Source organism: Pseudonocardia sp. GCM10023141 (assembly GCF_042653605.1).
On sequence record NZ_JBHSIR010000035.1, the window covers coordinates 62654 to 88092 of the forward strand.

Genomic DNA, 25439 nt, shown 5'->3' on the forward strand with positions numbered 1-25439 from the left:
GCATCTGGACACCACCATCGCCACCGACCAGAACAGCCCCGACGCGATGGGCCGGCCGCGCGAGACGAACTTGTCCGCGCATACGACATGCACACGGACCACCAGATTGGTGAGTTGCTCATCCGTCAGCCCTGCCATAGCCTCAGACCGCAACAGCACTTGCCCGATTCGTTTCGATGCCTGCCCGACAACGAAACAAGACGACAAGAGCTGTTGTGCACCTCAAGCGGGACACGCGCACAAGGGTATATCGATACCCAACTTACACAACTTGAGACAGTCTCAGCTATTCACGCAAAACTATTCGATCTAACGGCTTGCGAATAAGGCCCCAGGATTTCTATACGGTGAACATGCCGCCGTTGGCATTGATGGTTTCGCCGGTAATGTAACTTGCGGCATCGGACACCAGGAAAGCCACCACACTCGCGATCTCCTCGGGCTTCGCGAACCTCTGCATTGGTATCGCGGACCTGATGGCGTCGAGATGAGACACCTCGTAGCCATCTAGCATCGGCGTCTGCACCATTCCGGGAGCAATACAGTTGACGCGGACTCCTCGCTTGGCGTTCTGCGCCGCTAACGTCATCGTCATTCCGATGACGCCCGCATTGGCCGTGGAATAGTCGACGCCGGATACAAGCGACTTAGTTCGACCCGACATCGAGGCAATGTTGACGATCGCGCCGCCGCCGTTCTCCGCGATAGCCGGGATCAGTGAATGGCAAGTCAGATAGTTGCCTCCCAGTTTGATTCCGAGCATCGTGTTCCAGCGATCCGGACCGATGTCCGTTATATCGCCGAAGGCGACGATACCAGCGGCATTAACTAGCGCCTGCACCCGACTACGCCCCTCGAAATCGGCGAGGGCGGCCGTCACGGCTGCCATGTCGAGCAAGTCGAGCTCGAGCGCCCGAGCAGTTCCTCCGCGACGCTGCACGTCCTTCACGGCGACCTGTAGGGATTCGACGTTCCGGTCGATCATAAGTACTTCGTAACCTGCTGCGCTGAGTGACTGCGCAGTGGCAGCGCCGATCCCACCGGCTGCCCCGGTGATGACCGCGAGTGGCTGTGATGCCATAGCTGTTCATCCTCCACGATGACGGCGACCAAGCCTGATGTAACCAGGCTCATGTTATCCGCCACTGACATTATTGACAAGAGGGGTACTGTGACGTGGCAGTTAGCGAGGCCTCGGGGCCATCATGCGTGTGCTTCGCTGCTGACACTGTGGCAATCCAGCCACGGCGGGGGTGGTGAGTGTTCAACGAAGGAGCCCGATGGAGTTGCTGCGAGCGGCGTCGTGGATGACCGACGAGCGGACGGCGTTGGCGGACATGGCGCTGAAGTTCGCTCGTGCGGAGGCCGAGGCCAACCTGGAGGACTGGCGTAGGCAGCAGCGCATCGACCGCGACTTCTTCCGAAAGGCGGGGAAGCTTGGCCTGCTATCGTGCGCCGTTCCGGCGGAGTACGGCGGAGGTGGCGGATCTTCGCTGGACGACTTCACAGTGCTTCGGGCGTTCGTGCGTGCTGGAATTTCGCCTGCGCCGTTCCAAATCCAGAGCAACGTCGTGCCCCACTACATTGTCCACTACGGGTCGGAGGATCAGCGGCAGCGCTGGCTCCCCGGACTCGCCTCGGGGGAGCTCATCGGATCTCTCGGGATGACCGAGGCCGGGGCGGGCTCGGACGTCGCCGCGATAGGTACTCGTGCTCGGCGCGAGGGCGACGAGTACGTGATCTCCGGATCGAAGATCTTCATTACCAACGGTGCGCAGGCGGACCTGGTCGTGCTGGCCGTCTCGACGGATCCACGTGTTGGGCGGAAGGGCCTTTCGCTGATTGTGGTGGATACTCGCGACTGCGCGGGCTTCAGTGTTGGACGGACGCTGCACAAGCTGGGCCACCACGAGTCCGACACCGTTGAGCTGGTCTTCGACGAGGCCAGGGTTCCCGCGGCGAATCTGCTCGGAGAAGAAGGTGATGGTTTTGTCATGCTCATGCGCCGGCTCCCCCTCGAGCGGATGTCGCTGGCGGTGTCGGCGCTTGCTGCGATCGAGCGGAGCGTCGAGCTGGCGATCGAGCACATCAATGATAGAGAGTCCTTCGGGCGTCCGCTCATCGAGCATCAGCACGTTCGGTTCGAGATCGCCGAGTGCGTCACTCGTGCGCGCGTGGCGGGTGCGTTCCTGGACAGCTGCGTCGAGCAGCTGGACCGAGACGAACTCGACAACGCGACCGCGGCCATGGCGAAGCTGTGGCTCAGCGAGGAGGAGAACGCCATCACGGACAAGTGCCTGCAGCTGTTCGGTGGCTACGGTTACATCACCGAATACCCGATCGCGAACTACTACAGCGCGGCTCGAGTCCAGCGCATCTACGGTGGGACCAACGAGATGATGAAAGAGATCATCGGGCGCGCCGCCCGGCTGTGATCGGCGGGCGGCTGTCGGATCCCGTCAGTCGTCGGCCGTCAGACCAAGAGAACGCTCGATGACTGAGTGCATCCCTGGGACGAAGTCGGGGTGCGCGGCCAGGCGTGGAATCCGCACGCAGTCGTCGATGACCCTCTGGGTGATGTGCACCCGCACAGCGCTTTGTGCTGGGGAGGCGCTCGATTCGGCCAGGGAGTACCACCGGATCCATTCAGCTGTGTTGTCTAGCCGCATCCGATCGGTCTGGGCGCGGACGTCGTTCGGCAGAAAGAGGCGTTCGTTTAGGGCGACGGCGAGATAATCGGTCGCTTCGTGCTCTACCCGAAGGTAGCCGCGGGAAAGACTCATCAGAGTCTGGCAAGGGTCTTCCTGCGGATGCGCGAGCGTGCGGAACATCTCGTGACAAATCCACTCATGAAATCTCGTCACGGCTGCGGCCAGAATACTCGCCTTCGTGGGGAAGTAGCGGTACAGGGCAGCGCCGACGATGTCCAGATCGTCGCCGATCTCGTCGAGCGTGACACCCCCGAATCCTCGGCGTCGGAAGACCCTGGCCGCAACGACAAGGAGCTGTTCACGACGCGAGACGGGCTGGACCAGCGCGGGCGGCGGGCTCAAACCGGCGACCTCACTGCCATGACACTCGGCTTTCGCCGCGATGATGCGGACGCAGGCGGCCACGATCTCCTGGGTGAGCGCCGCCGGGGGGAGGGCGGCGTCGTAGTAGACGCTGCTGGTCAGCAAACTGACGAGGGCCCAACTACGGAGGTCGGCGCTGAACGCGTCGAGCCCCGGCTGCATGCGGATGACGACGAGCTGCTTGATCTGTTCGGCGATCCAGATCGTTCGGCGCCTCACGAATTGGAAGTCGTCGGGCTGCAGGTGTCGGGCTTCACGCTGCCACAGCAAGGAGAGGTGGCGGCTGACCAGTGAGACCATGGCGAGCTCGTGAAGAATGATCTGCGCCGTGTCGAGGTCGTCGGCAGGCTTCTGCTCGAGATTCTGAAGAGCGTTGACCAGACGGTCCTGGTCGCGGATCACGACGAAAGCGAGTAGGGCCTGCTTCCCCGGATAGTGTCGGTACAGCGCCCTGACCGTGATGCCGACGGCCTCGGCGATCTCTTCCATCCGTACGGAATGGAAGCCGCGTTCGCTGAACAGGATGCCCGCCTGGTCGGCGATCTCGTCGCGCCGTGCCCCCCGACGGCGGGTCGGCTCAGGCATTCGCATCTCCGCACGAGAGCTCAACCGGCGAGTAACCTGCGCCGCAGGGACTCTGCAGGGAGCGGCCGAGCCGTCGGGACACTCGTCGCATCGGTGAGGCGACGAGGAGCCGGCCGCCACGGTCATTGCTGGGCACCCCGGCAGCGTATATCTGCTGGGTGCGACAGCGCGTCATGCGAGCGCCGAGGTCGAGCCGAAATCAGTCGCTGGGGTGTCTCGCGCATCATCTGACGCAGCTTGAATTTTGGACCTTGCCACTCGCGGTCCGGGGCAGACTATCAGCGAGCACGAGGTGCTCAGGCAGCTTCTGGCGCGCGATCCGGTGCTGCTCGAGCCAGGCAACCCACCGAATCGAGCGTGACCTCGGCCTCGGATGGGAGGACGAACATCGCGCACACGCGTTCGCCGAAGGCTGGGTCGGTCCCCGGCGACGTCGGCGACGGCGACGGCGACGTCCTCGATCTCCTTGGCGCTGAGGTTCTCCCCGCCACGGATGATGATGTCTTTGCGGCAACCGGCGTTCGTCAGACAACCCTCCGCGTCCCAGCGTCCGAGGTTGGTCAAGCCCGCCGGCGTGGTGTGTGACGGCTGACGCGTGATCTTCTGGTTGGTTCAGGCGCTGAGCGCCGGGATCGTGTCGATCGTGCTCACCTCCCCGGCGTTGACGGTGGTGTCGGGGACGGCTCTGACACGGGAGCGGGCGAGGACCTCGAGTCCGAGGTAGCGGCGGCCTTCGGCCCACTCGTCGGTCTGCTTCGCTGCCATGGCGTGGGGATGATCGCGGCCCGGTAGCAGTAGCGGTAGCGGGTGACAGGCACCGTCATCGGGTCGAACAGCCTGGTCGCGCCGTCGGTGGGGCCACCATCCCGGAAGGTGGTGGCGATGAATCCACTTCCAGGTGGCGCGGGGGTGTTTGCCCGCGCAGCCAGACGATCACCCGACGCGCCCGGTCTACGGCACGCCAAACAGGGCGCCTCCTACGGCCACACCAAGATCGCCGGCAAACAGGTGCTCCGCAAAGGGCTCTCACCGTTGGCCACCACGATCAGCACCGCGCACTCCGCGCCGGTGATCGCCGGGATGCGGCTGCGGGCGGGCAAGACCGGCTCGGGCAAGGGCGCCGGGCGGATGATCGCCCAAGCGATCGCCACCGCTCGCGCCGCCGGCGCGACCGGGAAGATCCTGGTCCACGGCGACTCCGCCTACGGCAACCGCGCGGTGGTACGCGCGTGCCGACGCGGCAACGCCGAGTTCTCCCTGGTCATGACCAAGAACCGGGCCATCCAACGGGCCATCCAACGGGCCATCCAACGGGCCATCGACGCCATCCCCGACGACGCATGGACCCCGGGTGCGCTACCCCGGCGCGGTCCAGGACCCCGACACCGGAGCGTGGATCTCCGACGCCGAGGTCGCCGAAGTGTCCTACACCGCCTTCGCCGCCACCCGGGATCGGATCACCGCCCGGCTGATCGTGCGCCGGGTCAAGGACGCCCGCTACCCCGGACGCGCTGTTCCCGGTCTGGCGGTATCACCCGTTCTTCACCAACACTGACCTGCCCACCGTCGAGGCCGACACCGTCCACCGCCGCCACGCGATCATCGAAACCGTGTTCGCCGACCTGATCGACGGGCCCCTGGCGCACCTGCCCTCGGGGCGCTTCGGCGCCAACTCCGCCTGGGCACTGTGCGCCGCGATCGCGCACAACCTGCTCCACGCCGCCGGTACCCTCGCCGGCCACGGCCACGCCGGCGCCCGCAGCGCGACCCTGCGCCGACGGCTGATCACCGTGCCCGCCTGACTGGCCCGACCAGCCCGCGTGCCTGTCCTGCACCTACCCAGCCGCTGGCCCTGGGCAGCGGCACGGCTGCGGCTGTGGGACCAGACCATCGCCCCACAGTCCACCCGCCGCTGCCTGACACCAACCCCGCCGCCAACCCGCCCGACTACCCGATCAGTGGAAGAGCTGGACAGACCAGCGACTCCGCCACGCCTGCAGACCAACCAACAAGACCAATCGCAACCAAGATCATCCGCGCAGGCCACTCTGCGGATCCAGGCTTAGCGCGCAGCACTGAGTGCAGCAACGCCCGCGCGCGGCCGGGGTGGCGCCAGTGGCGAACGTGTGGCCACAAAGCCCAACAGCTGGATCAAAGCGGCGCCGCCAGCGTCGTCGCGCTGGACGGCGCCGCCCGCGGGCCTGTCCGGGGTCCGCCTGGCCGAGCGGCTGGCCGGGGCGCCTTGGAGGACTTCACTAGCAGAGCACTACTAGGTCGTGTTTACAAAGGGATGGTCGATGGCCTTCGTGATCGATGGCGGCACCGAGGTCCCAGGCAGCGCCCGCGACGAATGGCGAAACGGACGGTCTACTGCGTTCTGGTCACGATTAGTTATGCACATCTAGAGCCTTCACCACGCTGGCGACGATCGACTCGTAGAACCCCCCAATTAGCGAGTTCACTTCCGAATTTGGCGCTCCCTTGGCTTTCCAGTTGCTCGCATATGTCAGCTCGCACTGGTCGGCACCGATGGGGTCCAGCTTCACCACAGCGTGGTAGCGATCGAGCGGGAGCGGGGAGTCATTGACGATGGAGTAGCTGATGAGTGAAGGGGCGACAACCAGATCAAGGCGTTCGACGATCGGAATCTCTTGATCATAGAACAGGATCGTGCGCTCGCTGCCGACTCCACTGCCTTCAACGCTGACGGACTCGATGACATCGGGAAGGAGGTTCCCGATCGCTCCGAAGTCCACTAGGAGGTTGAAGATGTTCACGGGCTTCGCGTCGATAGATCGACTGTATGTAGTCGAGTATCCCATCGGTTCTTCGCTACCTTTCTGGTGTCACGGCTGTATACTCTGGCTGACCTTCAGACATTCCCTAACCGATTCAACATCCCCTGGCCGTCACAATGTGATCTGGACGAAGGAGTGACGTCACCGGCGTGTTCGTCGAGACGAACGACGGTCCCCCGCCGACCGCCCATCCTTAGTGCGAGATGTAATTTGTCTGCCTGGAGAGGCGCACCGGCTCGCGTCCATTTTGACGAACCGCCCAGCAGCGGCCGATGATTCTCGCCACGGTTGAGTACAATCCGGCGGGTCGACGACTTTGAGGCCGACTCCTCAGCCCGGGGCCTGCTCGGTCATTGGGGCAGGCAGAACTCGTTGACGTAACCGGCCTCCGCGGACTCCCCGCGGGAACCATCGAACACGGACATCCCCCAACTGACATTCAGCGTTGAATCGTTGATGCGACGGCGGCCGTTGCCGCCGACTGTCCAGGTTGCGGCGCTGTGGCACCGTCTGGCGTCACACGCGCATGCGCGCGACTGCGCCGAGCACTTCCTTCGAGGGCGGCCTTGTGCCCCCGAAGCGGGCGATGTGCTGGACCCGCCGGCCGCTCGTAGCAGTGCTGGAGGTCAGGACCGACCGGTCGTTCCTTTCGCGCGGTAGCAAGCTTTCCACGGAGATGCGGTTATGTCAATGTCCAGCAACTTCAATGAAGCGGAGGCGGGCCGGTAGCGGAGCGACAAGCCCGCAAATACGAGCAGCTAGGACCGCCTGAACACGACGTGATCCTCCAGCTGAGGTTGCCGCACGTCAGTGGCCACAAGCACGAAGAGTGCGGCCACAGCCCGAACCGATAGGGCGCAGGCGCCACGAGAGGTGCGGCGATTCCGGGATCTTCTCCGACGTGGCCGGGATCAGCTGCGACGGGCTCCGATCAGGACGTAGACCATCGTGCACACCTCGGCGCTGCGGTTGCGCCAGGCGTGCCGCGTGCCTTGTTGGACGACGATCGCTCCTGGGGTGATGTGCTGTTCAGCGCCGTCGTCGAGTTCCAGGTAGAGCTCGCCGGACAAGCAGATGCCGTAGTCGATGCTGTCGGTGGTGTGCATGCCCGGGTGATCAGGCTCGAACGCCGCGAGAAGACCGGGCTGAGCCTCCTCCGGGTCGGCCCCGTCGGCATGGCCGCTATCGGACGCGGACTCGGGCGGGAAGCGCACGACCACCACTCGACTGCCACCGGGGCCCGGGAAGAATGGGAACAGGACGGGCTCCTGCCCGGCGTTGCCCACCGTCGCGATGCCGTCACCGGTGCCCCACACGTTGACGATGTCCAGTCCAGACGCGGGGGCCTGCCGTGGCGCACCACGATCAGCGAAGACCGACCTGCCGTCTGGCGTGACCTCGGTGACTACCCGCTCGACCTTGAGAACCATAGCCCCTCCTTGGTGCAGTGGATGATGTTGTTGACCGTTGACCTTACAGCATCTTGCCTGCTTGCATACAGCCAGTTTGATAAACATGCACCCCAAATCGATGTTGTCTTCGACTGCGGCGACACCGTTGATGCGGCGTGCTCCTGGGAGGCGGCCATGCAGCAGTTCACCCATCTCAAGATCGAATTTCCCCAGCTGGAGGGCGTTGCGACGGACTACCTGACGATGATCTCCGACATCCGCGGCGGGCTGACTGACTTGACGACGGTCGTCACCGCAGGCAGCGGTGGTGACGTGTCGCTCGAGGAGCTCCTCTCCGAGGGCGTTGGCGGTAACGGAGAGCGGCAAAGGTCTCGTTGGGGCCAGGACCTCGCCCGGCTCCTCTACACCCTCGGGCACCATGTCCCAGCCCAAGGGCGTGCTGCACACCCATGACACTTGGCTACAGGTGCGGAGTGTCGCCGAGTTCTACGGCCTCACCGACCGTTACCGGGTGTTCATGCCGTCGCCGATCATCGGCGGGTACCCCGGCCTCGGCGAGCCGCTGCTCGTCGCCGATCCAGGACGGCAGGTAGAACTCGCGGTCGATCATCGCGTGACCGGCGGCGCCGGCATAGGTGAGATGGACCGCGACCTGCGCGTTCTCGACACGGCCGGCGGTGCCGGTGTACTGGCGCTGCACCCCGACCGTGCAGACACCCTTCTTGAGGTCGCCGGTCTCGTCGACCACCAGCACGGCGTCGGCGTCGCCGAGCCCGGTCGTGACGTAGTCGCGCAGGTCCTCGCGCACCCCGTCAGAGTCCCAGCTGGCCCGAGCGAGCAGGTCCTGCATGCCGCACGGGTCGGTCCCCCCGGCGTGCTGGGCGATGGTCCAGCAGTTCTTGCGCGGCAGGTCCGCGAGCAGCCCGGGGAGGAACCCGCGGGTGCGGCGGCGGGTCTCCATCCGGGCGAACCTCCCGGCCGTCCGTTCGAGGATCCTGTCGGTCTCCGACGTCCACAACTCTGGCTCTACCCTGCGGCTCGCGGCCACCGCTTGATCTTCGGATGTCGACACAACGGACGCTCATCGAGCGGTGGCCGTTCCACGTCCGGGACCGCCACGCCGGGAAGATCACGATCTACGGCTGGAGTACTAGGCCCGGCGAGTTGGTACACATGGACGTGAAGAAGACCGGCCGGATCCCCGACGGTGGCGGCCGGCGGGCGAACGGGCGTGAAACAGCCGGTGCCGGCCGAGACCACAAGATCACGGTCGCGTCAGCTCCCTCGTCGATGATCACTCTAGGCTGGCCTACTCCGAAGTCCTGGGTGATGAGTAGGGCGTGACCTGCGCCGGATTCCTCGACCGGGCTGCCGACTACTTCACTGCGCACGGGATCGACCGGATCGAGCGGATCATGACCGACAACGCGTGGGCGTACACCTACTCGCTGCGCGAGGTCGTGGCCTGGCTCGGCGCCCGGCAGGTTGTTCATCAAACCGCACTGTCCCTGGCAGAACGGCAAGGTCTCGAACGCCTCAATCGCACCCTGGCCACCGAGCGGGCCTACCGGCAGGTGTTCACCAGCAACACCGACCGCACCGCAGCCCTTGCCCCGTGGATCGAGTACTACAACACTCAACGCCGCCACAGCGCACTCGGAGGACTCCCACCTGTCAGCCGACTGTCATGAACGTCGCGGCCGAGTACAGATAGGAGGAGTACGAGCTAGCGCCTGAGGGGTGCTGGACCCCCGCAGCGCCCGCAGATGAGTTAGTAGTCCTTGACATAGCTGTGTGGCGCGTGGCACTCTCACGGTGCGAGGTACACCCCACGACCTGTCGACCGGCGCGGCGGGACTGGAGCCGATCCAGCGGGCCGAGGACGAGTGGCCCGAGCTCTGCGAAACCATCGCGAACATGACCCTGCTCTCGAAGGTCAAGTCGTGGATCTTCGGCCAGAAACGTCCCCGACAAGGGCACCGTCATGTTCTACATGGTCGGAAGCGGCCCTACTGGCAGTTGCTCGTCGAGGTCGAGGGAGCGGGTAGGAGGGCGTCGCGATGCGTCGCGACGTCGAAACCGCCGGCGTCTGACGCCGGCACACCATGGTCCGATGGGTGGCGCCGCTCGTCGGGCTATCGTCAGTGAGCGGGCGATGCCCCCCGATCACGCCGACTCGACGATGAGGAGCGGCAGTGGCACGCGAATCACTACCCCGTTCGGCACCGCCCGATCAGGCGCATACACGGCAGGCTCTCGTACGGCTCCTCGATCAGGGGCTCCTCGCCACGCCCGTTGCCCAGTCCGGCGTCCGCGAAGTCATCGAGCGCAGCTGGCGGCGCTGCGTCGCTGCCGAGGTACCGGTCGACCGGCAGGAGATCCCCTACGTCGCCGACGTCCACGACATGCATCCCCGGCTCCACGCCGCGGCCGTGCCCGTCCTTGACCGGCTGAGCGACGATCTCGGTGACGCCCACGTGGCGATGTTCCTCAGCGACGACCAGGGGCGCATCATCATCCGCCGCGCGGCGGAGTCCCAGCAGTTGCGCATCCTCGATGAATCCTGCGCCGCGGAGGGATTCGACTTCTCCGAGACCGCCGTCGGCACCAACGGTGTCGGTACGGTCGCGCGTGAACGCCGTCCCGTGCTGGTCCACGGCACCGAGCACTACAACGAGCTGCTCGGCCCCCTCACCTGCGCCGGTACACCGATCTTCGAGCCGTTCACCCAACAACTGCTGGGCACCTTCGCGCTCACGTGCCGGTCCGATCACGTCAGCTCACTGATGTCGGCGATGGCCATCGACATCGGGCGTCAGATCGAGGGCAACCTCACCGCGATGCTGGGCGCGCGCGAACGCACGCTGATCCAGGCCTACCTGCTCGCGACGCGCTCGGACCGGCACCCGGTCATCGTGGTCACCGAGACTACGGCGTTCGGCAACACAGCCGGGCTCGTCCACATCACCCCCGAGACGCACGCCCTGCTCTGGCAAGACCTCGTCGAGTCCGGTCTGCGTGCAGGACGACACAGGCGCGCGGTGCGGCTGCAGGGCGGAAGGTCGGACGCCCTCGTCGAGCGGGTGGACGGAGTCGGACAGACCGGCCCGGCGTTCTGCGTCCGTTTGCTAGAACCTCCGCGTAGCCCCGATGCATACCGGCCTCTGGCCCCTCGACGGGCGAGCCGGAGCAACACAGTACGAGCACGTCGACCGCTGCATCCGATCCCCGACATCGACGAACAGCTGCGCAGCGCGGTCGGGTTCCGAGAAGTGCTCGCCGTCAACGGTCCCGCGGGCAGCGGCAAGCTCACCGCGGCAGCCGCTGCCCTCGCCGAGGCGACCGGCTCGCCACCTCTGGTCATCGACCTCGCCCGCACCGAGTGCCCGGAGTCAATCGACGCGACCGGTGCCGCCGCCGTCGTACTCGGACACGTCCACGATGCACCGCCTCAACAGCTGCGCCGCATCAGGACCGCCGTCGAGGACACCGCAGTGCCGATAGCGCTAACCGTGGACCTCGACAGGGCCGCCGACGACGTCCAGGCCTTCGTCGCCGCGCTGTGTACCACGGTCCGACTGCCGTCCTTGCCGGAGATTTCCGCGGAGGTGCCCCGCCTCGTACGGGAGATCGTGGCGGGTCTCCCAAACGGCCAGCGCGATACCCGGTTCAGCTCCGATGCGCTGCAGGTGCTCATGCGCTGGTCCTGGCCCGGCAACCTCGCCGAGCTACGCCGGATGGTCGAGCAGCTGGCGCGCCGACGGACCGGAAACACCATCAGCTCGGCCGATCTGCCACCGCGCATGCAGCAGACCCCGCGTCGAGGACTCGGCATGATCGAGACCGCGGAGCGCGACGCGATCATCAGCGCACTGCGCCGGTTCGGCGGCAACCGGACGAAAGCGGCCTCCGTGCTCGGCATCGGCCGCACCACGCTCTACCGCAAGCTGCAGACCTACCGGATCTCGACGGGCGACTGAGAGTCACTGGGCGATACGCGACGACGAGACGCGCGTCGCGACGGCCATGCGACACTCCCTTCAGTGGCCTCCGCGGCCCGGGCGCGGCGTGCCGTCGCCGCGGCCATGAGCGTCGACGACCGCACCTGTGGGGTGGCGGCCCACCATTCTCGCTGCGCGGCGCGCCCGCGACCGGCCGCAGTGGCGACCTCAGCTGCCGGCACGGCGCGGGCCTCGGCCACCACGTCGGTGGGGCGCTGCGGTGAGATCGATCGGACGAGCATCGGTTCCTGTCGAAAGCGGTCGGGCAGAGTGGTCCACCGCCGCGGCTCGGCTCGGCCGGACGAGTGTGGTGGCCGTCGGTCGGAGGAGAACCAGGTGGCGACGGAGGCTGCTGATCTGCATGCGCGGCCGTCGTCCGTTCCGATCAGCGGGTTATCCTTCGTTGGATCGAACTGGACGGAGGCACCGGTGGATGCTCGGCGGGCCGGGTCCGGTGATCAGGCCGTGGTGCGGGTGATCACGGCCATCCGAGACATGATTGTGAGCGGCGACCTGCTTCCCGGTCAGCAGATTCGCCAGGAGCAGATGGCGGTCAGGCTCGGCGTCAGCCGGCTGCCGGTGCGAGAGGCACTCCGCCAGCTGATGGCCGATGGGCTCGTCGCCCACGTGCACAACGTCGGTTTCACCGTCACCCGGCTCAGTCGCGCGGAGTTCGACCAGGTCTATCTCATGCGCCGGCTGTTGGAGTCCGAGGTGCTGGCCAGCCTCGCCGACGCACCGGCGTCCGTTCTCGAGCGCCTGCGGGATCTGAACGACCGCATCGAGGCAGCGGCCAAACAGCAGGACGTGGGGACGGCGCGCGCGTTGAACAAGGACTTCCACTTCGCGATCTTCGGCCTCAGCCCGCTGACGCTGCTGGTGGCCGAGATCGAGCGGATCTGGGCGTGGGCCATGCCCTACCACACGGTGTCGCTGAACGACCCGGCTGGACTCGCCCGGTTTGTGGCCGAGCACCGGGCGATGATCGATGCCCTCGCGGCGGGCCGCCGGGACGAGGTGATCGCGCTGATGAACGACCACCGGGACGGGTCGGGGGTCGCGCTCGGGCTGATGCTGCAGGCCGTCGGTAATCGATCAGTCGAAGGAGGTTGACCGGTCGCACAGACGACGGTGGTCACGGCGTCGTGACGCTCGTCGTGTCGGCCACCGCGACGACGCCGGACCTGGTGAGCCGACTGATCCGTTCGGTCGAGTAGCCGAGCTCGCGCAGCAACTCCTCGGTCTGCTCACCGAGCCGCGGCGCCGGGCGGATGTGTGCAACCGGGGTATCGCTGAGGTCGAGGGGGGTCCGGGTGGCGTAATAGGCGCCCTCGGTCGGGTGCTCTGCCAGTTCCAGCAACCCCCGGGACCGGACGTACTCGACGTCGTGCGCGTGTGCCAGATCAAGCAGGGGCGCTGCGGGGATGTCGTGGTCGGCGCAGATTGCCATCCACTCCGCAGTCGTGTGGTTGGGCGTGACCGAGTCGACGAGTGACAGCAGGTTGCCCATGTGCAGGTGACGGTCGTCGACGGTCTGGAAGCGCGGGTCGTCGACGAGCTCGGGGCGCCCGATCAGGCGGAAGAAGTCGGCCCAGTTGCGGTGCGAGTAAGGCATCAGGCAGATCCACCCGTCCGCCGTCCGGTGCGGCTTGCGCTCTGGCACCAGCACCCGCGACCAGCCGAATCCGCCCGCCGGCGGATCGAACGTGTGGCCCGCGAGGTGCTCGACCAGGTTGAACGAGATCATGGCGTCCACCATCGGTACGTCGACGTGCTGGCCTCGCCCCGTGCGTTCGCGGTGGTGCAGTGCGGCGAGGATCCCGATCACTATGTGCAGACCGCTCACCTTGTCGGCGATCACGGACGGTGTGTACGCGGGCGCGCCGTGGACCAGATCGGCGAACATCGCGAACCCGGACGCCGCCTGCACGATGTCGTCGTAGGCGGGTTCGTCGCGACTGTCGGTATCGGCGCCGTAGGCCTGAGCCGTGCACACCACCAGCCGGGGGTTGATGCCGAGCAGCCGATCGGGTTCGATACCCAGCTTGGTTCGCGACCGTGGCCGCAGGTTCGTGACGAGCACGTCGGCGCCGCGCACGAGGTCGTCGAGGACCGTGGCCCCGTCGGGTGGTCCCATGTCCAGGGCGATACTGCGCTTGTTGCGCTGCAGGTTCATGGTCATGGCAGACATACCGCGGTGCCGGTGGGCGCCGATGCCGCGCGTCATGTCGCCGCCCAGCGGTTCGACCTTGACCACGTCGGCTCCGAGATCGGCCAGCGTGGCTGTGGCGTACGGCCCCATGATGACGGTGGTCAGGTCCACGACCCTGACCCCGTCGAGCGCGCCGCTCATCGCCCCACGAATTCGGGGCGGCGGCGTTCGAGCACCGCGGCGATCCCCTCCGCGCTGTCGGCGGTCTGCCACAGCCGGGTCTGCTCGGCGAGCTCGCGGTCCAGCACCGCACGGACCTCGTCGGCGAGCCCGCCGCGCAGTGTCTCGCGGATGGACGCCACGGCGAGAGGTGCCGAGCCGGCGATCTCGTGCGCCCATTCCAACGCGGCCTTCCGCTGACCTCCACGCTCGACGAGCCGGTCGACGAGCCCAAGCTCGAATGCACGTTCACCGTGGATCGTCGCCCCTCGGTAGAGCAGGTCCGCCGCGTGCTGGCGGCCCACGATGGCGGGCAGCGTGACACTCAGCCCGAAGCCTTGGTGGAACCCCAACGCGGCGAAGTTGGCGACGAACCTCGAGTCCGGGTCGGCGACCCGGAAATCGGCAACGCACGCCAGCCCGAGACCGCCGCCCACTGCGGCCCTCTGGATGGCGGCGACGATCGGCTTCCGGTTCCCGAAGAGGCCGACTACCCGTCGGTACATGCGGGCGGCCGTGGCGACGCGGTCAGTGGCGAAACCGCCCGCACCGAAATCAGCGCCTGCGCAGAAGTTCCGTCCGGCCGAGCAGAGGACCACCGCCCTGCACTCGGCGTCGTCATCGGCGGCGCTCAGTGCGGTCACCAGCGCACTGACGAGCTCCTCGTCGAAGTAGTTCGCCGGCGGTCGGGAGATCTCGATCACGGTGACGTGCTGGTCTCTCGCCACCGAGAGTGGGGAGTGGGTGTCGGACATGCCAGATTCCTTTCCGTATATCACCGGGTCGGGGCGGAGAGCAGTCACCGGGTCAGCGCCGCCCACCAGGACTGGTCGGCGAGCACGAGATCGGCCAGGTTGTCCTCCCACACCGACTCGGCTCCGAAGTCGTCGCGCCATGACCAGAGGCGCGTCGTCGCGCGACCGAGCCGGTGTTCCAATGTGTAGCCGAAGGCTCCGTGGATCTGGTGTCCAAGTCCTGCGACGGTCGCCGCGGCTGCGGACGTCGCCGCCTTGGCTGCGGCCACCGCGAGTGGCGCGGAGTCGGATCCCGCCTGCACCGCACGGACCGCGACCGACGCCGAGGTCTGCATCCTCATCACCTCGCCGGCGAGCGCGGCCAGCATGTGCTGCACTGCCGGGAACCGGATCAGCGGACGTCCGAACTGCTCGCGCTCCGAGGAGTGGCGCAGGCTCATGGCCAGCACCGCCTGAGCCGCGCCACCGAGCTGGATCGCCCGGGCGAGGGCGCCCCTTTGAAGGACGCTCGTGGACCCGACGTCCGCGGGACACGCCGCGACCAGCAGGGGGAGCGGGCAGCCCTCGAACACGAGAGTGTCGCGCGGCTCGCCCGCGAGGTTGGCCCCGGGCAGAAGCATCGGTGCCTGCGGCCCCTGCAGTGGGAAGGCCCCGACGAGTCGTTCGCCACCACGGTCGACGACCGCGACGAGGTGGCCTGCGTGGCGGGCCCAGGGTGTCATGGTCTCGCCCGAGACGGTTTCCCCGCCGGGGTCGGTGACGAGCACGTCCGGGGTCGCGGTCAGCGGTCCAGTATCCGGAACCTCGAGGCCGCAGCGGCCGAGCAGCCAACCCGCGACGAAGGCAGTCTCCGCGATCGGCACCGCCGCCGTGTGCCGCGCGACTGCTTCCACGACGACGGCGAGGTCGCCGAGGTCGCCGCCGCTGCCGCCGACCTCCACGGGGACGCCCAGCAGCGTGAAGCCGGTGTCGACGAGATCCGACCACAGGCCGTCATCGAGTCCCGCGGTCGCGGTCTGGCGGTCCGCCGCGGTGACGCACATTCTGTCGACCACCGCGCGGATCTGCTCGTGGACGTCGCTGCTCACCGGGCCCCCAGCCCGCGTGCGACGACCGAGCGGAGGATCTCGTTGGTCCCCCCGCGGAGAGTGAACACCGGGCTGTGCAGCACGGCATCGTCCAGCAGCTGCGCGAACGCCGGGTCCGGGGAAGGGGTGACCCGGCGGACGGCCCGGACCGTCTCCTGCTCGAACTGCGACCCGAAGTCCTTGACGAGCGCGGCCTCGACCTCCGGCGCCTGTCCCTCGGCCAGCGCCGCGGCAACCGCGGTCGACATCTGGTGCAGCGACCACGCCGCGGCGCTGACCCGACCGATCTCGCGGCGAACGACCGGGTCGGCACCGATGCGGCGAGCCTCGGCGACCCAGGCCTCGGCCAGCGGAATGGTGCTCATGACCCGCTCGGGTCCGGAGCGCTCGTAGGCCAGCTCAGCCATCACCTGTCGCCATCCTGCTCCGCGCTCGCCGAGCAAGCTGCCCGCCGTCACCACTGCACCGTCGAAGACCACCTCGTTGAAGTGGTGCTCGCCGTCGATCGTCACGATCGGCCGGACCTCGATCGCGGGGTGCGGCAGGTCCACGAGGAACTGCGACAACCCGGCATGCCTGTCCCCGTCGGCCGGATCGGTCCGCGCGAGCACCATCACCGCGTGGGCGTAGTGCGCGCCGGTGGTCCACACCTTCGTGCCGGTCAGTACCCAGCTACCGTCGACGACCTCCGCTCTGGTCCGGACGGATGCGAGGTCTGAGCCCGAGTCCGGCTCCGACATCCCGATCGAGATGAAACACTCCCCCGCTGCGATTGACGGGAGATACCGACGCCGCTGCTCCTCCGTGCCGTGTCGCAGGATGCTCGGCGCCATCTGCCGGTCGGCGATCCAGTGCGCCGCTACGGGTGCGCCCGCCGCAAGCAGCTCCTCCAACACCGCGAACCGCTCCAGTGTCGAGCGCCCGCGCCCGCCGTATGCCTGCGGGATGACCATCCCGACCCAACCCCGGGCAGCCAGACGGCGACTGAACGCCGGGTCGGGCGAGGACATCCAGCTGTCGCAACGGGGGGCGAAACTGCGTTCGGCGCGCTCCCCCGCCAGGAACTCCCGCACCTCTCGCCGCAGGTCGTGCAGTCGCTGATCGGCAGGGTCGACCACGAGCCCTGCCGTGCTGTTCTTTGTAGCCACGGTCCGAGCCTACAGGATGGGATCCCAAATAGGATACGATTGTCGGTGGCGGGCTCCTGCCGACGCGATCGCGGCCGGTTTCACCTCCCGGACCGGGCCGGCGTCGCACCCAACTCGCTCGAACCCGGGGCACCCTGCGCCTGGACGGGCACCTCATCCACTACGGCGTGCTCGCGAAACGCCGCCCTGCCCGGTCCCACCCGAGCAACGCCACCCGCCTGGCCGAACAACCCCTACCGCCGCCGCCCGCCGGCCCGGTCCACCTCGAGCGCCGCATCCCCGTCGACGGCATGGTCATGGTGACCAGCCAGCGGCTGCGCATCGGGCGCACTCATGCCGGCAAGACCATCACCATCATCGTCGAGGACAACCACTTCCGCGTCGTGCACAACGGCGAGGAACTCTGCCTCCACCCGCGCACCACGAAGCAACCGGTCACCCGATTCCGCGCCTTGGCACCTCGCCAACCCGGTAGTTGATCATTCAAAGGATCACCCGAGAACGATCTGCCCACCCATGTCCCGAGCCCTCACCTCAGATCCAGCTCGCCGAAGTGTGCGTTGAGGCGCTGCAGATCGGTGCGGGCGGGCAGGGTTCACCAGGTGCCACAACCCTGTGCTGATGTCGTCGACCCGATCGCAGAGTCCTGACAGGATCCGGAACGTCCACGCGCTGCGTACGGAACTCCTGGGTGCGGATCAGTCCTTCCGCTCGCTCCGCGACGGCCATGTCGACCGCGTCGAACACCCGCCGCACGGTCCGGTCAGAGGTCCACCGTCGAGCTCCGAGTCGAGGATGGCTGGCAGCGACGAGTGGGGCTTCGCGTCGATGACTGCTCTATCCACGAGCGGCTCTCCTCTGTCGGTCGAGTATTCGGTTGAGGGCAGGAGCGACCTCCCGGTGCGTCCGAATGGGGGTCACGGTGCCGCGTCCGAGACGCGCGAGATCGCGACCGAGCTGGTGGTCGTGTTCGCCGTCGGTCTCGAGGAGCACATGCAGCTCGGGGAACCGGTGGGCGAGAATGCGGGGATCCGGTCCGGCGTTGTGGACAGCGTCACTGAGCAGGATGGCGGTGCGCTGCGGTGCCGCGGACCGGCGCAGCTCGGTCTGCGCGACATCGAGGCCGAAGCCGACGTTGGTGAGTCCGCGGGCGGGAATGCGCAGCAGGGTGTCAAGCAGCCGCGTCGCGGTGGTGCTGTCGGTGAGCCTCTTGATCAGTGCAGCGTCGGACCAGAACGCGACCACTCCGAGCTGGTCGTGCAGACCAGTGAGGTCGGCACACAGCGCAGCGACGGTGGCTGCGGCGATCCGTACCTTCTCGCCGCGCATCGAGCCGGACACGTCGACGATCAGGACGACCGAGCGGCGGTTGCCTGTCCGCTCCCGGACGACGACGTCGGTGTCGTCCGGAACGGGTCTCTCGGCCAGGACCTCGATCGTGCGGTCGAGATCGATCTCGTCTGAGCGGTAGGTATAGGGCATCGAGGTGAGAGCGCCGATGCCCTGCTCGGCCCGTCGTTTCCGCGGGCGGCGCCGGACCGAGAGCCTCCGCGCGATGGCGGTGGCCATCGCCGCTACGGCGGCGTCCATGGCCGCGTCACCGAGCAGCGACGCCAGCTCCAGCCGTCGCGCGGATCCGTCGGTCAGCAGCACTCCCTGCCCGCCGCCCGGCCGGTCATCCACCGGCCCGGACGGTCGGGCGCCGTTCGGTTCAGTCACGATCGGTGTGCCCCGCCCTGAGCTGTAGAGCGCCGGAGCGGTGTCGAGACGCTTCGGGCGCCGCCGCAAGGGGGCGAGGCCCCGGCGTGCACCGCTGACGGCGGTGGGCAGCATGCCGGGTCCGGGCGACATCAGGCGGTGCGAACCCGGCGCTGCCCGCCGGGGGCGGAGAAAAAATGCTCCTCCCAGATATCGGTGATCACCTGCTCGGGCGTGACCTCGGAGGCTTCGTCGACCCCGATGCGGGCCGACAGCGCGAGCAGTGCCGCGTCGAGAACGACCCGGGTGCGGTCCGCCGCGGGCTCGATGCGGGCCAGCTCGGTCGCCACAGCCACGAGGTCGATCGCTCCCCGCACGGAGGCGCCCCGCCGCAGCTCGGGATGGGTCCGGGTTGCGCGGGTGATCGCGACACCGTCCTCGATCAGCGTGCGGTCCGTGCAGCCGGTGCGGTGCGCGACCACCTCGGCTTCCTCGTCCGCGCCCTGGTACCCGATGGCGAGCCTGTTCCACCGGTCGTACACAGAATCGGAGATCCGCGCAGTCCCGACGTTGTCGAACGGGTTCATCGATGCGAGGACCCGGAAGGTCGAGGATGCAGTGACGGTTCCGACCCGTGGAACCGTCACAGCCCGTTCCGACATCGCACCCAGCAGCACGTTGAGGGTGTCCTCGGGGGCGCGGTTGAGCTCCTCGATGTACAGGAAGCCGCCCTCGCGCATCGCCTGGACCAGCGGCCCGGGGACGAAGTTGTCCGTTGAGTAATCCTCCCGGAGCACCCGGGCCGGGTTGTGGTGCCCGACCAGGCGAGCGGGCGTCAGTTCGGCGTTGCCTTCGACGAGGACGAACGGCACGCCCCAATGCGCGGTGATCGCCCGCAGGATCGTCGACTTCGACGTCCCCGGTGGGCCCTCCAGCATGACGTCTCGACCGGCCGCAACCGCGGCGAGAACGAGGGTCAGCTCCCGGTCGCGGCCGACCACGACCCGCGCGATCTCAGCCCGCGCGGCGACCTCCGGGTACTGGTTCACGTCGTCTCCTCCTGTGCCACCGGGTTCCGCTGCTCCGACTCAGCGCACCGACCAGCCGGCGTCGACCGGGATCTGGGCGCCGGTTACGTAACGCGCCTCGTCGGAGGCGAGCCACAGCACCGCGTTGCTGATGTCCACCGGCTCCACGTAGGGGATCGGCATCTTTGTCAGCGTCGCGAAAGCCTCGAGCGCGTCGGTCTCGGTCGGGTTCTCGAGATCCGGCCGGAACACGTTGTAGATCGCCTGGTTCTTGATCATCGGGCTGTTCACCGTCGTAGGGTGCACGGAGTTGACCCGGATGTTGTGCCCGCCGAGCTCGAGGGCCAGGTTGCGGGCCAGGCCCGTGACGCCGTGCTTGGACGCCACGTAGTGGGTCATCCCGGCGAGCGGCCCGATACCGGCGATCGAGCTCGTCAATACGATCGAGCCGCCCTGTCCTCGCTCGATCATGCCGGGGATGGCTGCCTTGGCGGTGTGCCACACGCCTTTGAGGTTGATGTCGTGCACCGCGTCCCATTGCTCGTCGGTGACCTCCCAACCCGGGGCGATCGACAGGATGCCCGCGTTCGCGACCACGATGTCGACGTGGCCGAACTCGGCGACGCCCTCGTCGTAGACGGCCTTGAGCGCGGCGAACGACCGGACGTCCGCCTCCCGCGCGATGATTCGCCGGTCGTGGTCCTCCACCGCCGCGACGGTCAGCTTGAGATCGTCGGCCGTCGACCCCGGGTAGGGTACGGTGTCGATGTCCGAGCAGACATCCACGGCAATGATGTCGGCGCCCTCCTCGGCCAGCCGGACAGCGTGTGAGCGGCCCTGCCCCCGGGCTGCTCCCGTCACGAACGCCACTTTTCCTTCAACCCTACCCATGTTCTGCCGCCTCTCGCGTCGCCCTCGTTGGCACGGCGAACGTGTCATTGATACGGGGATCACGGTTGTTCCGATTCGGAACGTGGTGTTGCCCGGACGCCGGCCGGCAGGTCCTCGATCGTCCGGGTCATCGCGGTGCCGTCAGCTGATCAGGTGTCATGCGGACGCTCCTCATGATCATCTCATCCGAGGTGGTAGTGGGACACGGCCTTCTCGTCCCACCTCACCCCGCTGCCCGCCTGCTCGGGGACGCGCATCGCGCCGTCGACCACCAAGGGCGGCTCGGCCAGCACCGGATTGGCCCGGTCCACGTACTCCAGCCAGTGCGCGGTGGGGGTCGCCGCGAGCAGGTGCGCCGAGGCCTCCGGGTAGAGATGGCTCGACATCGGGATGCCGGCAGCGTCGGCGATCGCGGCGGCCGCCATCCAGCCGGTGACACCGCCGATGCGGTCGAGGTCCGGCATGACCAGGTTGGACGCCCGGGCGGCGGTCGCCGCGGCCAGTGCGCGCGGCCCGGCGAAGTTCTCCCCGATCTGGACCGGGGTGTTCATCGCGGCCGCCAGCTCGGCCGATCCGGCGTAGTCGTCGCGCCGGATCGGCTCCTCGATCCACATGAGACCCTCGTCGTCGAGCAGGCGGCAGCGCGACCGGGCCTCCGGCAGCGACAGCGCCTGGTTGAAGTCCGCCATCACGGTGTACTGCGGTCCCGCAGCTTCGCGGACCGCCCGAACCGCAGCGAGATCGTCAGCAGCCGATGGACGGCCGAGCCGCAGCTTCACCGCCGTGAAACCTTCCTCCAGCAGCTCGACCGCCTCCTCCGCCGCCGCGGAGGGTGCGACCAGTCCGAGTCCGTTGCTGTTGTAGGCCGGGATCGGTCGCGGTGCCGCCCCGATCAGGCGCACGAGCGGCAGCCCCGCAGCCACCGCCAGCGCGTCCCACGCTGCGACATCGACTGTGGCGAGCACGCTCGCGACCGGACCGGTCGCTCCCACCAGTCCCACCTCGAGCCGGTTGCCGTGCTCGAGATCGCGGTGCATCGACGAGGTCATCGTCGCGGGTGCACCTTCGACGAACGCGAGCCGGTCGTCGGCGTAGTCCTCCGGCAGGTCCACGCCCTGCGCCGGCGCGGACCAGCGCGACCAGGTGCGGGCCGTTGACCGCGCGCCAGCGGTTCTGAGCGGCTTCGATGAGCTTGAACACCATCGCCAACCCCGCCGCCCGCGAACCGGGCCCGCGGGTGACCTTCGTGCGGTGCCGCACGGTCGCGAAGGTCGACTCGATGGGGTTCGTGGTGCGCAGGTGGATCCAGTGCTCGGCGGGGAAGTCGAAGACCGCCAGCAACACCTCGACATCGTCGGTGATCTTCGCGATCGCCTTGGGGAACTTCACGCCGTAGGCGGCCTCGAAGCACGTCACCGCGGCCAGCGCGTGGCGGCGGTCCTCGGCGTTCCAGATCTCGCCAGCCCCTTCTTCGCACCCGGGTGCGCCGACTTCGGCATGGCCCCGAGCACGTTGGCGATCTTGTGGAACCAGCAGCGCTGCTCCCGCGTTGTGCGGAACACCTCGCGCAGGCCACCCCAGAACCCGAGTGCACCGTCCCCGACAGCGAGCACCGGGGCCCGCATCCCGCGCCGCCGCCGCCGCCGCACGCGCGCTCGCCCGCTCCGCGCTCCGCAACAGCAGCCGGGAGGCGGCAACCATCAACTCTCCCCTGGTGTGAGAGAAGATCTCACCCGAGTCCTCGCGGATCTGGCCGTCGCACTTGGCCCTGATCCCCGAAGCCATCTCGTCTTCCGGACAGGCAAGGACTTGCCTGACCGGACGTCCGGGAGCGAGAGGCGCGGTCAGCGGGATGAGGTCGGCACCGGCGACGGCACGAGTCCTGCGCGCGACATGAGATTGTCCTCGCCGAAGCGCGCGGAGCGGCGGTGAACCGGTAGGAGACGCGCACTGAAAGTGCCTCTCTGGAGCAGGGTCATTCACACGCCGCTGCCCGACGCGGTTCATCTGCGGATCGAGGCTCAGCCCGCAGGCCCGTGCTCCGGTCAGGACTCCGGCGCCGCGGCCAGGCCGGCGTGCCGGTCCCGGAGCTCGCGCTTGAGGATCTTGCCGCTGGGGTTCTTCGGCAGGGACTCGGCGAACACGACGTACTTGGGCCGCTTGTAGCCGGCGAGGTGCTCGCGGACGTGCGCGCTCACCGCTTCGGCGGTGAGCGATGCACCGGGCTTCGGTACGACCACGGCGGTGACGGCCTCGATCCAGGTCGGATGGTTGATGCCGAAGACGGCGACCTCGGCCACGCCGTCGAGCTGGTAGATGACCTCCTCGACCTCGCGGCTCGCCACGTTCTCACCGCCAGTCTTGATCATGTCCTTCTTCCGGTCGACGACGCTCAGGTAGCCGTCCTCGGACATCACCCCGAGATCACCGGAGTGGAACCACCCGCCGCGAAAGGCGTCGGCGGTCTTCTGCTCGTCGTTGTAGTAGCCCAGTGCCGCGTGCGGGCTGCGGTGCACGATCTCGCCCACCTGGCCCGGCGACACGGGCCGGTCGTCGTCGTCCACCAGCCGCGTCTCCACGTTGATCGACGGGCGGCCGGCGCTCCCGGCCCGGGGCAGCTGCTCGTGCGGACGCAGGATCGTGGCCAGCGGCGCCATCTCGGTCTGGCCGTAGAAGTTCCAGAACGCGACGTCGGGCAGCCGCTGCTGCAGCTCCTTGAGGACCTCCACCGGCATCGCGGAGGCCCCGTAGTAGCCCTTGCGCAGCGTCGAGAGATCGCGGGTGTCGAAGTCCGGGTGGCGCAGCAACGAGATCCACACCGTCGGCGGGCAGAACAGCTTCGTGGCACCCTCCCGTTCGATCGTGGCCAGCAGCGCGGCCGGGTCGGGGCCGGGCAGGACGATGCTCGTCGCGCCGAGGTAGACGTCGACCGACAGGAAGCAGTCCAGCTGGGCGCAGTGATACAGCGGCAGCGAGTGCACCTCGATGTCGTCGACGCCCATCTCGCCGTCGATCACGCAGGACACGTACTGCGCGATCAGGGAGCGGCTGGTGAGGATCACGCCCTTGGGGCGCGACTCCGTGCCGGACGTGTACATGAGCCGGATCGGGTCGTCGTCGCCGACGAGCACGTCCGGCGCGTGGTCCGGGCCCGCCGTCCACCAGCCGTCGATGTCCTCCCACCCGCCGGAGGCGCCACCGATGCGACCGCGCACACCACCCTCGATCGACGCCGCCGCGAGCGCGGCCTCGGCGGTTGCGGTGAGTGTGTCCTCGGCGACCATGCCCGCGGCACCGGAGTGCTCGAGGATGAACGCGATCTCCTCGGCGCCGAGCATGAAGTTGATCGGTACCAGCACCACACCCAGGCGCGCCGTGGCGAACGCCAACACGACGTACTGCCAGCTGTTGTGAGCGAGCAGCGCCAGCCGGTCACCCTTGCCGAGCCCGCGGTCGGCGAGCGCGTGGGCGGCGCGGTTCACGGCGACGTCGAACTCCGCGAACGTGACGCGCCGCTCGCCTGCCACCACCGCGAGCTTGTCGGGGTAGCGCAGCGCGGTGCGCCGAAGCAGGTCACCGACGGCGTGCGTGCGGGCACGGGCGATCGACTCTGCGGTCTCGGCCGTGAAGGGTGCGGTCATCGTCGATCGGGCCTCTCGTTGGACGGCGGGCGCCGGTGCGGCCGCACCGGCAGGATTGCTGTGATCAGGTTCGGGCGGGCAGGTCGTGGGGAACCCCCTCGACTCGCCGCGCCAGTCGGGGGCCGATGAACCGGCCGTTCTCGACGTGCGGATCGGTGGCCGCATAGAGCTGTTTGAGCGCACCGGCGTCCGCGCTCTGCGCCATGAGCCGGTTCGCGACCTTCATGAGCTGCTTCATGATCCCGGTCGGGCCGCTGGACTGCAGGTTGATGGCGGCGTAACCGGGATGGGCGAGGATGCTGCGGATCGGCACCGCCGCGGCTCGCAACCGCCGGTCCAGCTCCAGGGCGAACAGCACGTTGGCGAACTTGGACTGGGAGTAGAACTCGGTCGGGCTGTACCTGCGTTCGCCGTCCAGGTCGTCGAAGTGGATGAACCCGCGCTTGTGCAGTGCGGAGCTGACCGTGACCACCCGGGCGTCCCGACCGACGCGCAGCCGGTCGAGCTCCGCACCGCCATCACGACCCGGGCGCCGTGGCGCGCGAACTCTCGCGCCTTCACGTGACCGAGACCGCTGTTGGCCCCGGTCACGACGACGGTCCGACCGGCCTGGTCGGGAATGTGGTCAGCGGTCCAGCTGGGCATGTCGGCTCCTGCCTGAGGTGTCGACACAGCTTGCCGCAGTCCCAACTGGTCGCTGCGTGAGGTCATCGCTGGTCTGGGTGCCCGGCAGAAGTTCATCAAACCGCACTGCCCGTGGCAGAACGGGAAGGTGGAGCGGTTCAACAGGACCCTGGCCACGGAGTGGGCCTACCGGCAGGTGTCCACCAGCAAGGGTCTCGGCGTCACGCGTCATCGTGCTCCTCGTCCCCTACAGCAACGCCACCTTCCCGCAGGAATCCTGCGGGAAGGTGGCCTTACTGCAACAGCGCGGGGCCGCAACGGCGCG

General features: G+C 67.9%; 20 protein-coding genes and 5 pseudogenes. 7 read left to right on the forward strand and 18 right to left on the reverse strand.

Annotated features, from left to right (window positions below):
- Window positions 1-340: 340 nt before the first annotated feature.
- Entirely contained in the window at window positions 341-1081 is a 741-nt protein-coding gene (locus tag ACFPFQ_RS20525; RefSeq protein WP_379621169.1) for an SDR family oxidoreductase, read from the reverse strand.
- Between the two features lie 199 nt (window positions 1082-1280).
- On the opposite strand from ACFPFQ_RS20525, the gene ACFPFQ_RS20530 reads away from it, so the two are divergent.
- On the forward strand, window positions 1281-2435 hold the full coding sequence (locus ACFPFQ_RS20530) for an acyl-CoA dehydrogenase family protein (RefSeq protein WP_379621171.1): 1155 nt from the start codon (window positions 1281-1283) through the stop codon (window positions 2433-2435).
- 24 nt (window positions 2436-2459) lie between these two features.
- Here ACFPFQ_RS20530 and ACFPFQ_RS20535 read toward each other — a convergent pair whose 3' ends face one another.
- Window positions 2460-3659 carry a TetR/AcrR family transcriptional regulator gene (locus tag ACFPFQ_RS20535; protein WP_379621173.1) on the reverse strand — a complete coding sequence of 400 codons (1200 nt, stop codon included), beginning with the start codon at window positions 3657-3659 and terminating at the stop codon, window positions 2460-2462.
- 612 nt (window positions 3660-4271) lie between these two features.
- Window positions 4272-4427, reverse strand: a pseudogene (locus tag ACFPFQ_RS20540) (IS256 family transposase); the annotation flags it as partial.
- Between the two features lie 177 nt (window positions 4428-4604).
- Between ACFPFQ_RS20540 and ACFPFQ_RS20545 the strand changes: the two are divergent.
- Window positions 4605-5579: pseudogene (locus tag ACFPFQ_RS20545) on the forward strand (IS1380 family transposase); the annotation flags it as partial.
- Between the two features lie 467 nt (window positions 5580-6046).
- Here ACFPFQ_RS20545 and ACFPFQ_RS20550 read toward each other — a convergent pair.
- Together ACFPFQ_RS20550 and ACFPFQ_RS20555 are read right to left on the reverse strand one after the other, a co-directional pair.
- Window positions 6047-6481 (reverse strand): SRPBCC family protein, encoded by a 435-nt coding sequence (locus ACFPFQ_RS20550; RefSeq protein WP_379621175.1) that lies wholly within the window; start codon window positions 6479-6481, stop codon window positions 6047-6049.
- Window positions 6482-7368: 887 nt separating this feature from the next.
- On the reverse strand, window positions 7369-8061 hold the full coding sequence (locus ACFPFQ_RS20555; protein WP_379621177.1) for a cupin domain-containing protein: 693 nt from the start codon (window positions 8059-8061) through the stop codon (window positions 7369-7371).
- Between ACFPFQ_RS20555 and ACFPFQ_RS20560 the strand changes: the two genes are divergently transcribed.
- A complete protein-coding gene (locus ACFPFQ_RS20560) occupies window positions 8044-8322 on the forward strand; it encodes a hypothetical protein (RefSeq protein WP_379621179.1) in 279 nt (92 codons plus the stop codon). The two genes, ACFPFQ_RS20555 and ACFPFQ_RS20560, sit on opposite strands and share 18 nt — an antisense overlap.
- A gap of 7 nt (window positions 8323-8329) precedes the next feature.
- Here the strand turns inward: ACFPFQ_RS20560 and ACFPFQ_RS20565 are convergent, their stop codons facing one another.
- Window positions 8330-8830 (reverse strand): transposase, encoded by a 501-nt coding sequence (locus tag ACFPFQ_RS20565; RefSeq protein ID WP_379621181.1) that lies wholly within the window; start codon window positions 8828-8830, stop codon window positions 8330-8332.
- A gap of 191 nt (window positions 8831-9021) precedes the next feature.
- Here ACFPFQ_RS20565 and ACFPFQ_RS20570 point away from each other — a divergent pair.
- From ACFPFQ_RS20570 to ACFPFQ_RS20580, 3 genes and pseudogenes are all read left to right on the forward strand, one after another.
- Window positions 9022-9560: pseudogene (locus ACFPFQ_RS20570) on the forward strand (integrase core domain-containing protein); the annotation flags it as partial.
- Window positions 9561-10064: 504 nt separating this feature from the next.
- A complete protein-coding gene (locus tag ACFPFQ_RS20575) occupies window positions 10065-11849 on the forward strand; it encodes a sigma-54-dependent Fis family transcriptional regulator (protein ID WP_379621183.1) in 1785 nt (594 codons plus the stop codon).
- A gap of 357 nt (window positions 11850-12206) precedes the next feature.
- Window positions 12207-12983, forward strand: a complete 777-nt coding sequence (locus ACFPFQ_RS20580) for a GntR family transcriptional regulator (protein ID WP_379621185.1) — start codon at window positions 12207-12209, stop codon at window positions 12981-12983.
- 22 nt (window positions 12984-13005) lie between these two features.
- Here the strand turns inward: ACFPFQ_RS20580 and ACFPFQ_RS20585 are convergent, their stop codons facing one another.
- From ACFPFQ_RS20585 to ACFPFQ_RS20640, 12 genes and pseudogenes are all read right to left on the reverse strand, one after another.
- Window positions 13006-14223 carry a CaiB/BaiF CoA transferase family protein gene (locus tag ACFPFQ_RS20585; RefSeq protein ID WP_379621187.1) on the reverse strand — a complete coding sequence of 406 codons (1218 nt, stop codon included), beginning with the start codon at window positions 14221-14223 and terminating at the stop codon, window positions 13006-13008.
- Entirely contained in the window at window positions 14220-14996 is a 777-nt protein-coding gene (locus tag ACFPFQ_RS20590) for an enoyl-CoA hydratase/isomerase family protein (RefSeq protein WP_379621189.1), read from the reverse strand. Before ACFPFQ_RS20590 ends, ACFPFQ_RS20585 begins: the two co-directional genes overlap by 4 nt.
- Window positions 14997-15040: 44 nt before the next feature.
- Complete coding sequence (locus ACFPFQ_RS20595) at window positions 15041-16084, reverse strand: acyl-CoA dehydrogenase family protein (protein WP_379621191.1); 1044 nt, start codon at window positions 16082-16084, stop codon at window positions 15041-15043.
- Window positions 16081-17232: an acyl-CoA dehydrogenase family protein gene (locus tag ACFPFQ_RS20600; protein WP_379621193.1), complete on the reverse strand. Its 1152-nt coding sequence runs from the start codon at window positions 17230-17232 to the stop codon at window positions 16081-16083. The genes ACFPFQ_RS20595 and ACFPFQ_RS20600 overlap by 4 nt, the downstream gene beginning before the upstream one ends.
- Before the next feature lie 233 nt (window positions 17233-17465).
- Window positions 17466-17645 carry a hypothetical protein gene (locus tag ACFPFQ_RS20605; RefSeq protein ID WP_379621195.1) on the reverse strand — a complete coding sequence of 60 codons (180 nt, stop codon included), beginning with the start codon at window positions 17643-17645 and terminating at the stop codon, window positions 17466-17468.
- A 424-nt stretch (window positions 17646-18069) separates the two neighbouring features.
- Window positions 18070-18915 (reverse strand): vWA domain-containing protein, encoded by an 846-nt coding sequence (locus tag ACFPFQ_RS20610; RefSeq protein WP_379621197.1) that lies wholly within the window; start codon window positions 18913-18915, stop codon window positions 18070-18072.
- 167 nt (window positions 18916-19082) lie between these two features.
- On the reverse strand, window positions 19083-19979 hold the full coding sequence (locus tag ACFPFQ_RS20615; RefSeq protein ID WP_379621199.1) for an AAA family ATPase: 897 nt from the start codon (window positions 19977-19979) through the stop codon (window positions 19083-19085).
- A 39-nt stretch (window positions 19980-20018) separates the two neighbouring features.
- Window positions 20019-20849 (reverse strand): mycofactocin-coupled SDR family oxidoreductase, encoded by an 831-nt coding sequence (locus tag ACFPFQ_RS20620; RefSeq protein WP_379621780.1) that lies wholly within the window; start codon window positions 20847-20849, stop codon window positions 20019-20021.
- Window positions 20850-21031: 182 nt separating this feature from the next.
- The gene (locus tag ACFPFQ_RS20625) at window positions 21032-21961 is read right to left on the reverse strand and encodes an enolase C-terminal domain-like protein (protein WP_379621201.1); all 930 of its coding nucleotides are present in this window, start codon (window positions 21959-21961) and stop codon (window positions 21032-21034) included.
- Between the two features lie 4 nt (window positions 21962-21965).
- Window positions 21966-22498: pseudogene (locus tag ACFPFQ_RS20630) on the reverse strand (transposase); the annotation flags it as partial.
- A 396-nt stretch (window positions 22499-22894) separates the two neighbouring features.
- Entirely contained in the window at window positions 22895-24490 is a 1596-nt protein-coding gene (locus ACFPFQ_RS20635) for an acyl-CoA synthetase (RefSeq protein WP_379621203.1), read from the reverse strand.
- A gap of 64 nt (window positions 24491-24554) precedes the next feature.
- Entirely contained in the window at window positions 24555-24962 is a 408-nt protein-coding gene (locus tag ACFPFQ_RS20640; RefSeq protein WP_379621205.1) for a hypothetical protein, read from the reverse strand.
- A 249-nt stretch (window positions 24963-25211) separates the two neighbouring features.
- Between ACFPFQ_RS20640 and ACFPFQ_RS20645 the strand changes: the two are divergent.
- A pseudogene (locus ACFPFQ_RS20645) lies at window positions 25212-25322 on the forward strand (integrase core domain-containing protein); the annotation flags it as partial.
- Window positions 25323-25439: the final 117 nt, after the last annotated feature.

Bases quoted from the DNA above. Each gene is read 5' to 3' on its own strand.
- ACFPFQ_RS20525 (WP_379621169.1), bottom strand. From the start codon at position 1,081: ATGGCATCACAGCCACTCGCGGTCATCACCGGGGCAGCCGGTGGGATC.
- ACFPFQ_RS20530 (WP_379621171.1), top strand. From the start codon at position 1,281: ATGGAGTTGCTGCGAGCGGCGTCGTGGATGACCGACGAGCGGACGGCG.
- ACFPFQ_RS20535 (WP_379621173.1), bottom strand. From the start codon at position 3,659: ATGCCTGAGCCGACCCGCCGTCGGGGGGCACGGCGCGACGAGATCGCC.
- ACFPFQ_RS20550 (WP_379621175.1), bottom strand. From the start codon at position 6,481: ATGGGATACTCGACTACATACAGTCGATCTATCGACGCGAAGCCCGTG.
- ACFPFQ_RS20560 (WP_379621179.1), top strand. From the start codon at position 8,044: ATGCAGCAGTTCACCCATCTCAAGATCGAATTTCCCCAGCTGGAGGGC.
- ACFPFQ_RS20555 (WP_379621177.1), bottom strand. From the start codon at position 8,061: ATGGGTGAACTGCTGCATGGCCGCCTCCCAGGAGCACGCCGCATCAAC.
- ACFPFQ_RS20565 (WP_379621181.1), bottom strand. From the start codon at position 8,830: ATGGAGACCCGCCGCCGCACCCGCGGGTTCCTCCCCGGGCTGCTCGCG.
- ACFPFQ_RS20585 (WP_379621187.1), bottom strand. From the start codon at position 14,223: ATGAGCGGCGCGCTCGACGGGGTCAGGGTCGTGGACCTGACCACCGTC.
- ACFPFQ_RS20590 (WP_379621189.1), bottom strand. From the start codon at position 14,996: ATGTCCGACACCCACTCCCCACTCTCGGTGGCGAGAGACCAGCACGTC.
- ACFPFQ_RS20620 (WP_379621780.1), bottom strand. From the start codon at position 20,849: ATGGGTAGGGTTGAAGGAAAAGTGGCGTTCGTGACGGGAGCAGCCCGG.
- ACFPFQ_RS20635 (WP_379621203.1), bottom strand. From the start codon at position 24,490: ATGACCGCACCCTTCACGGCCGAGACCGCAGAGTCGATCGCCCGTGCC.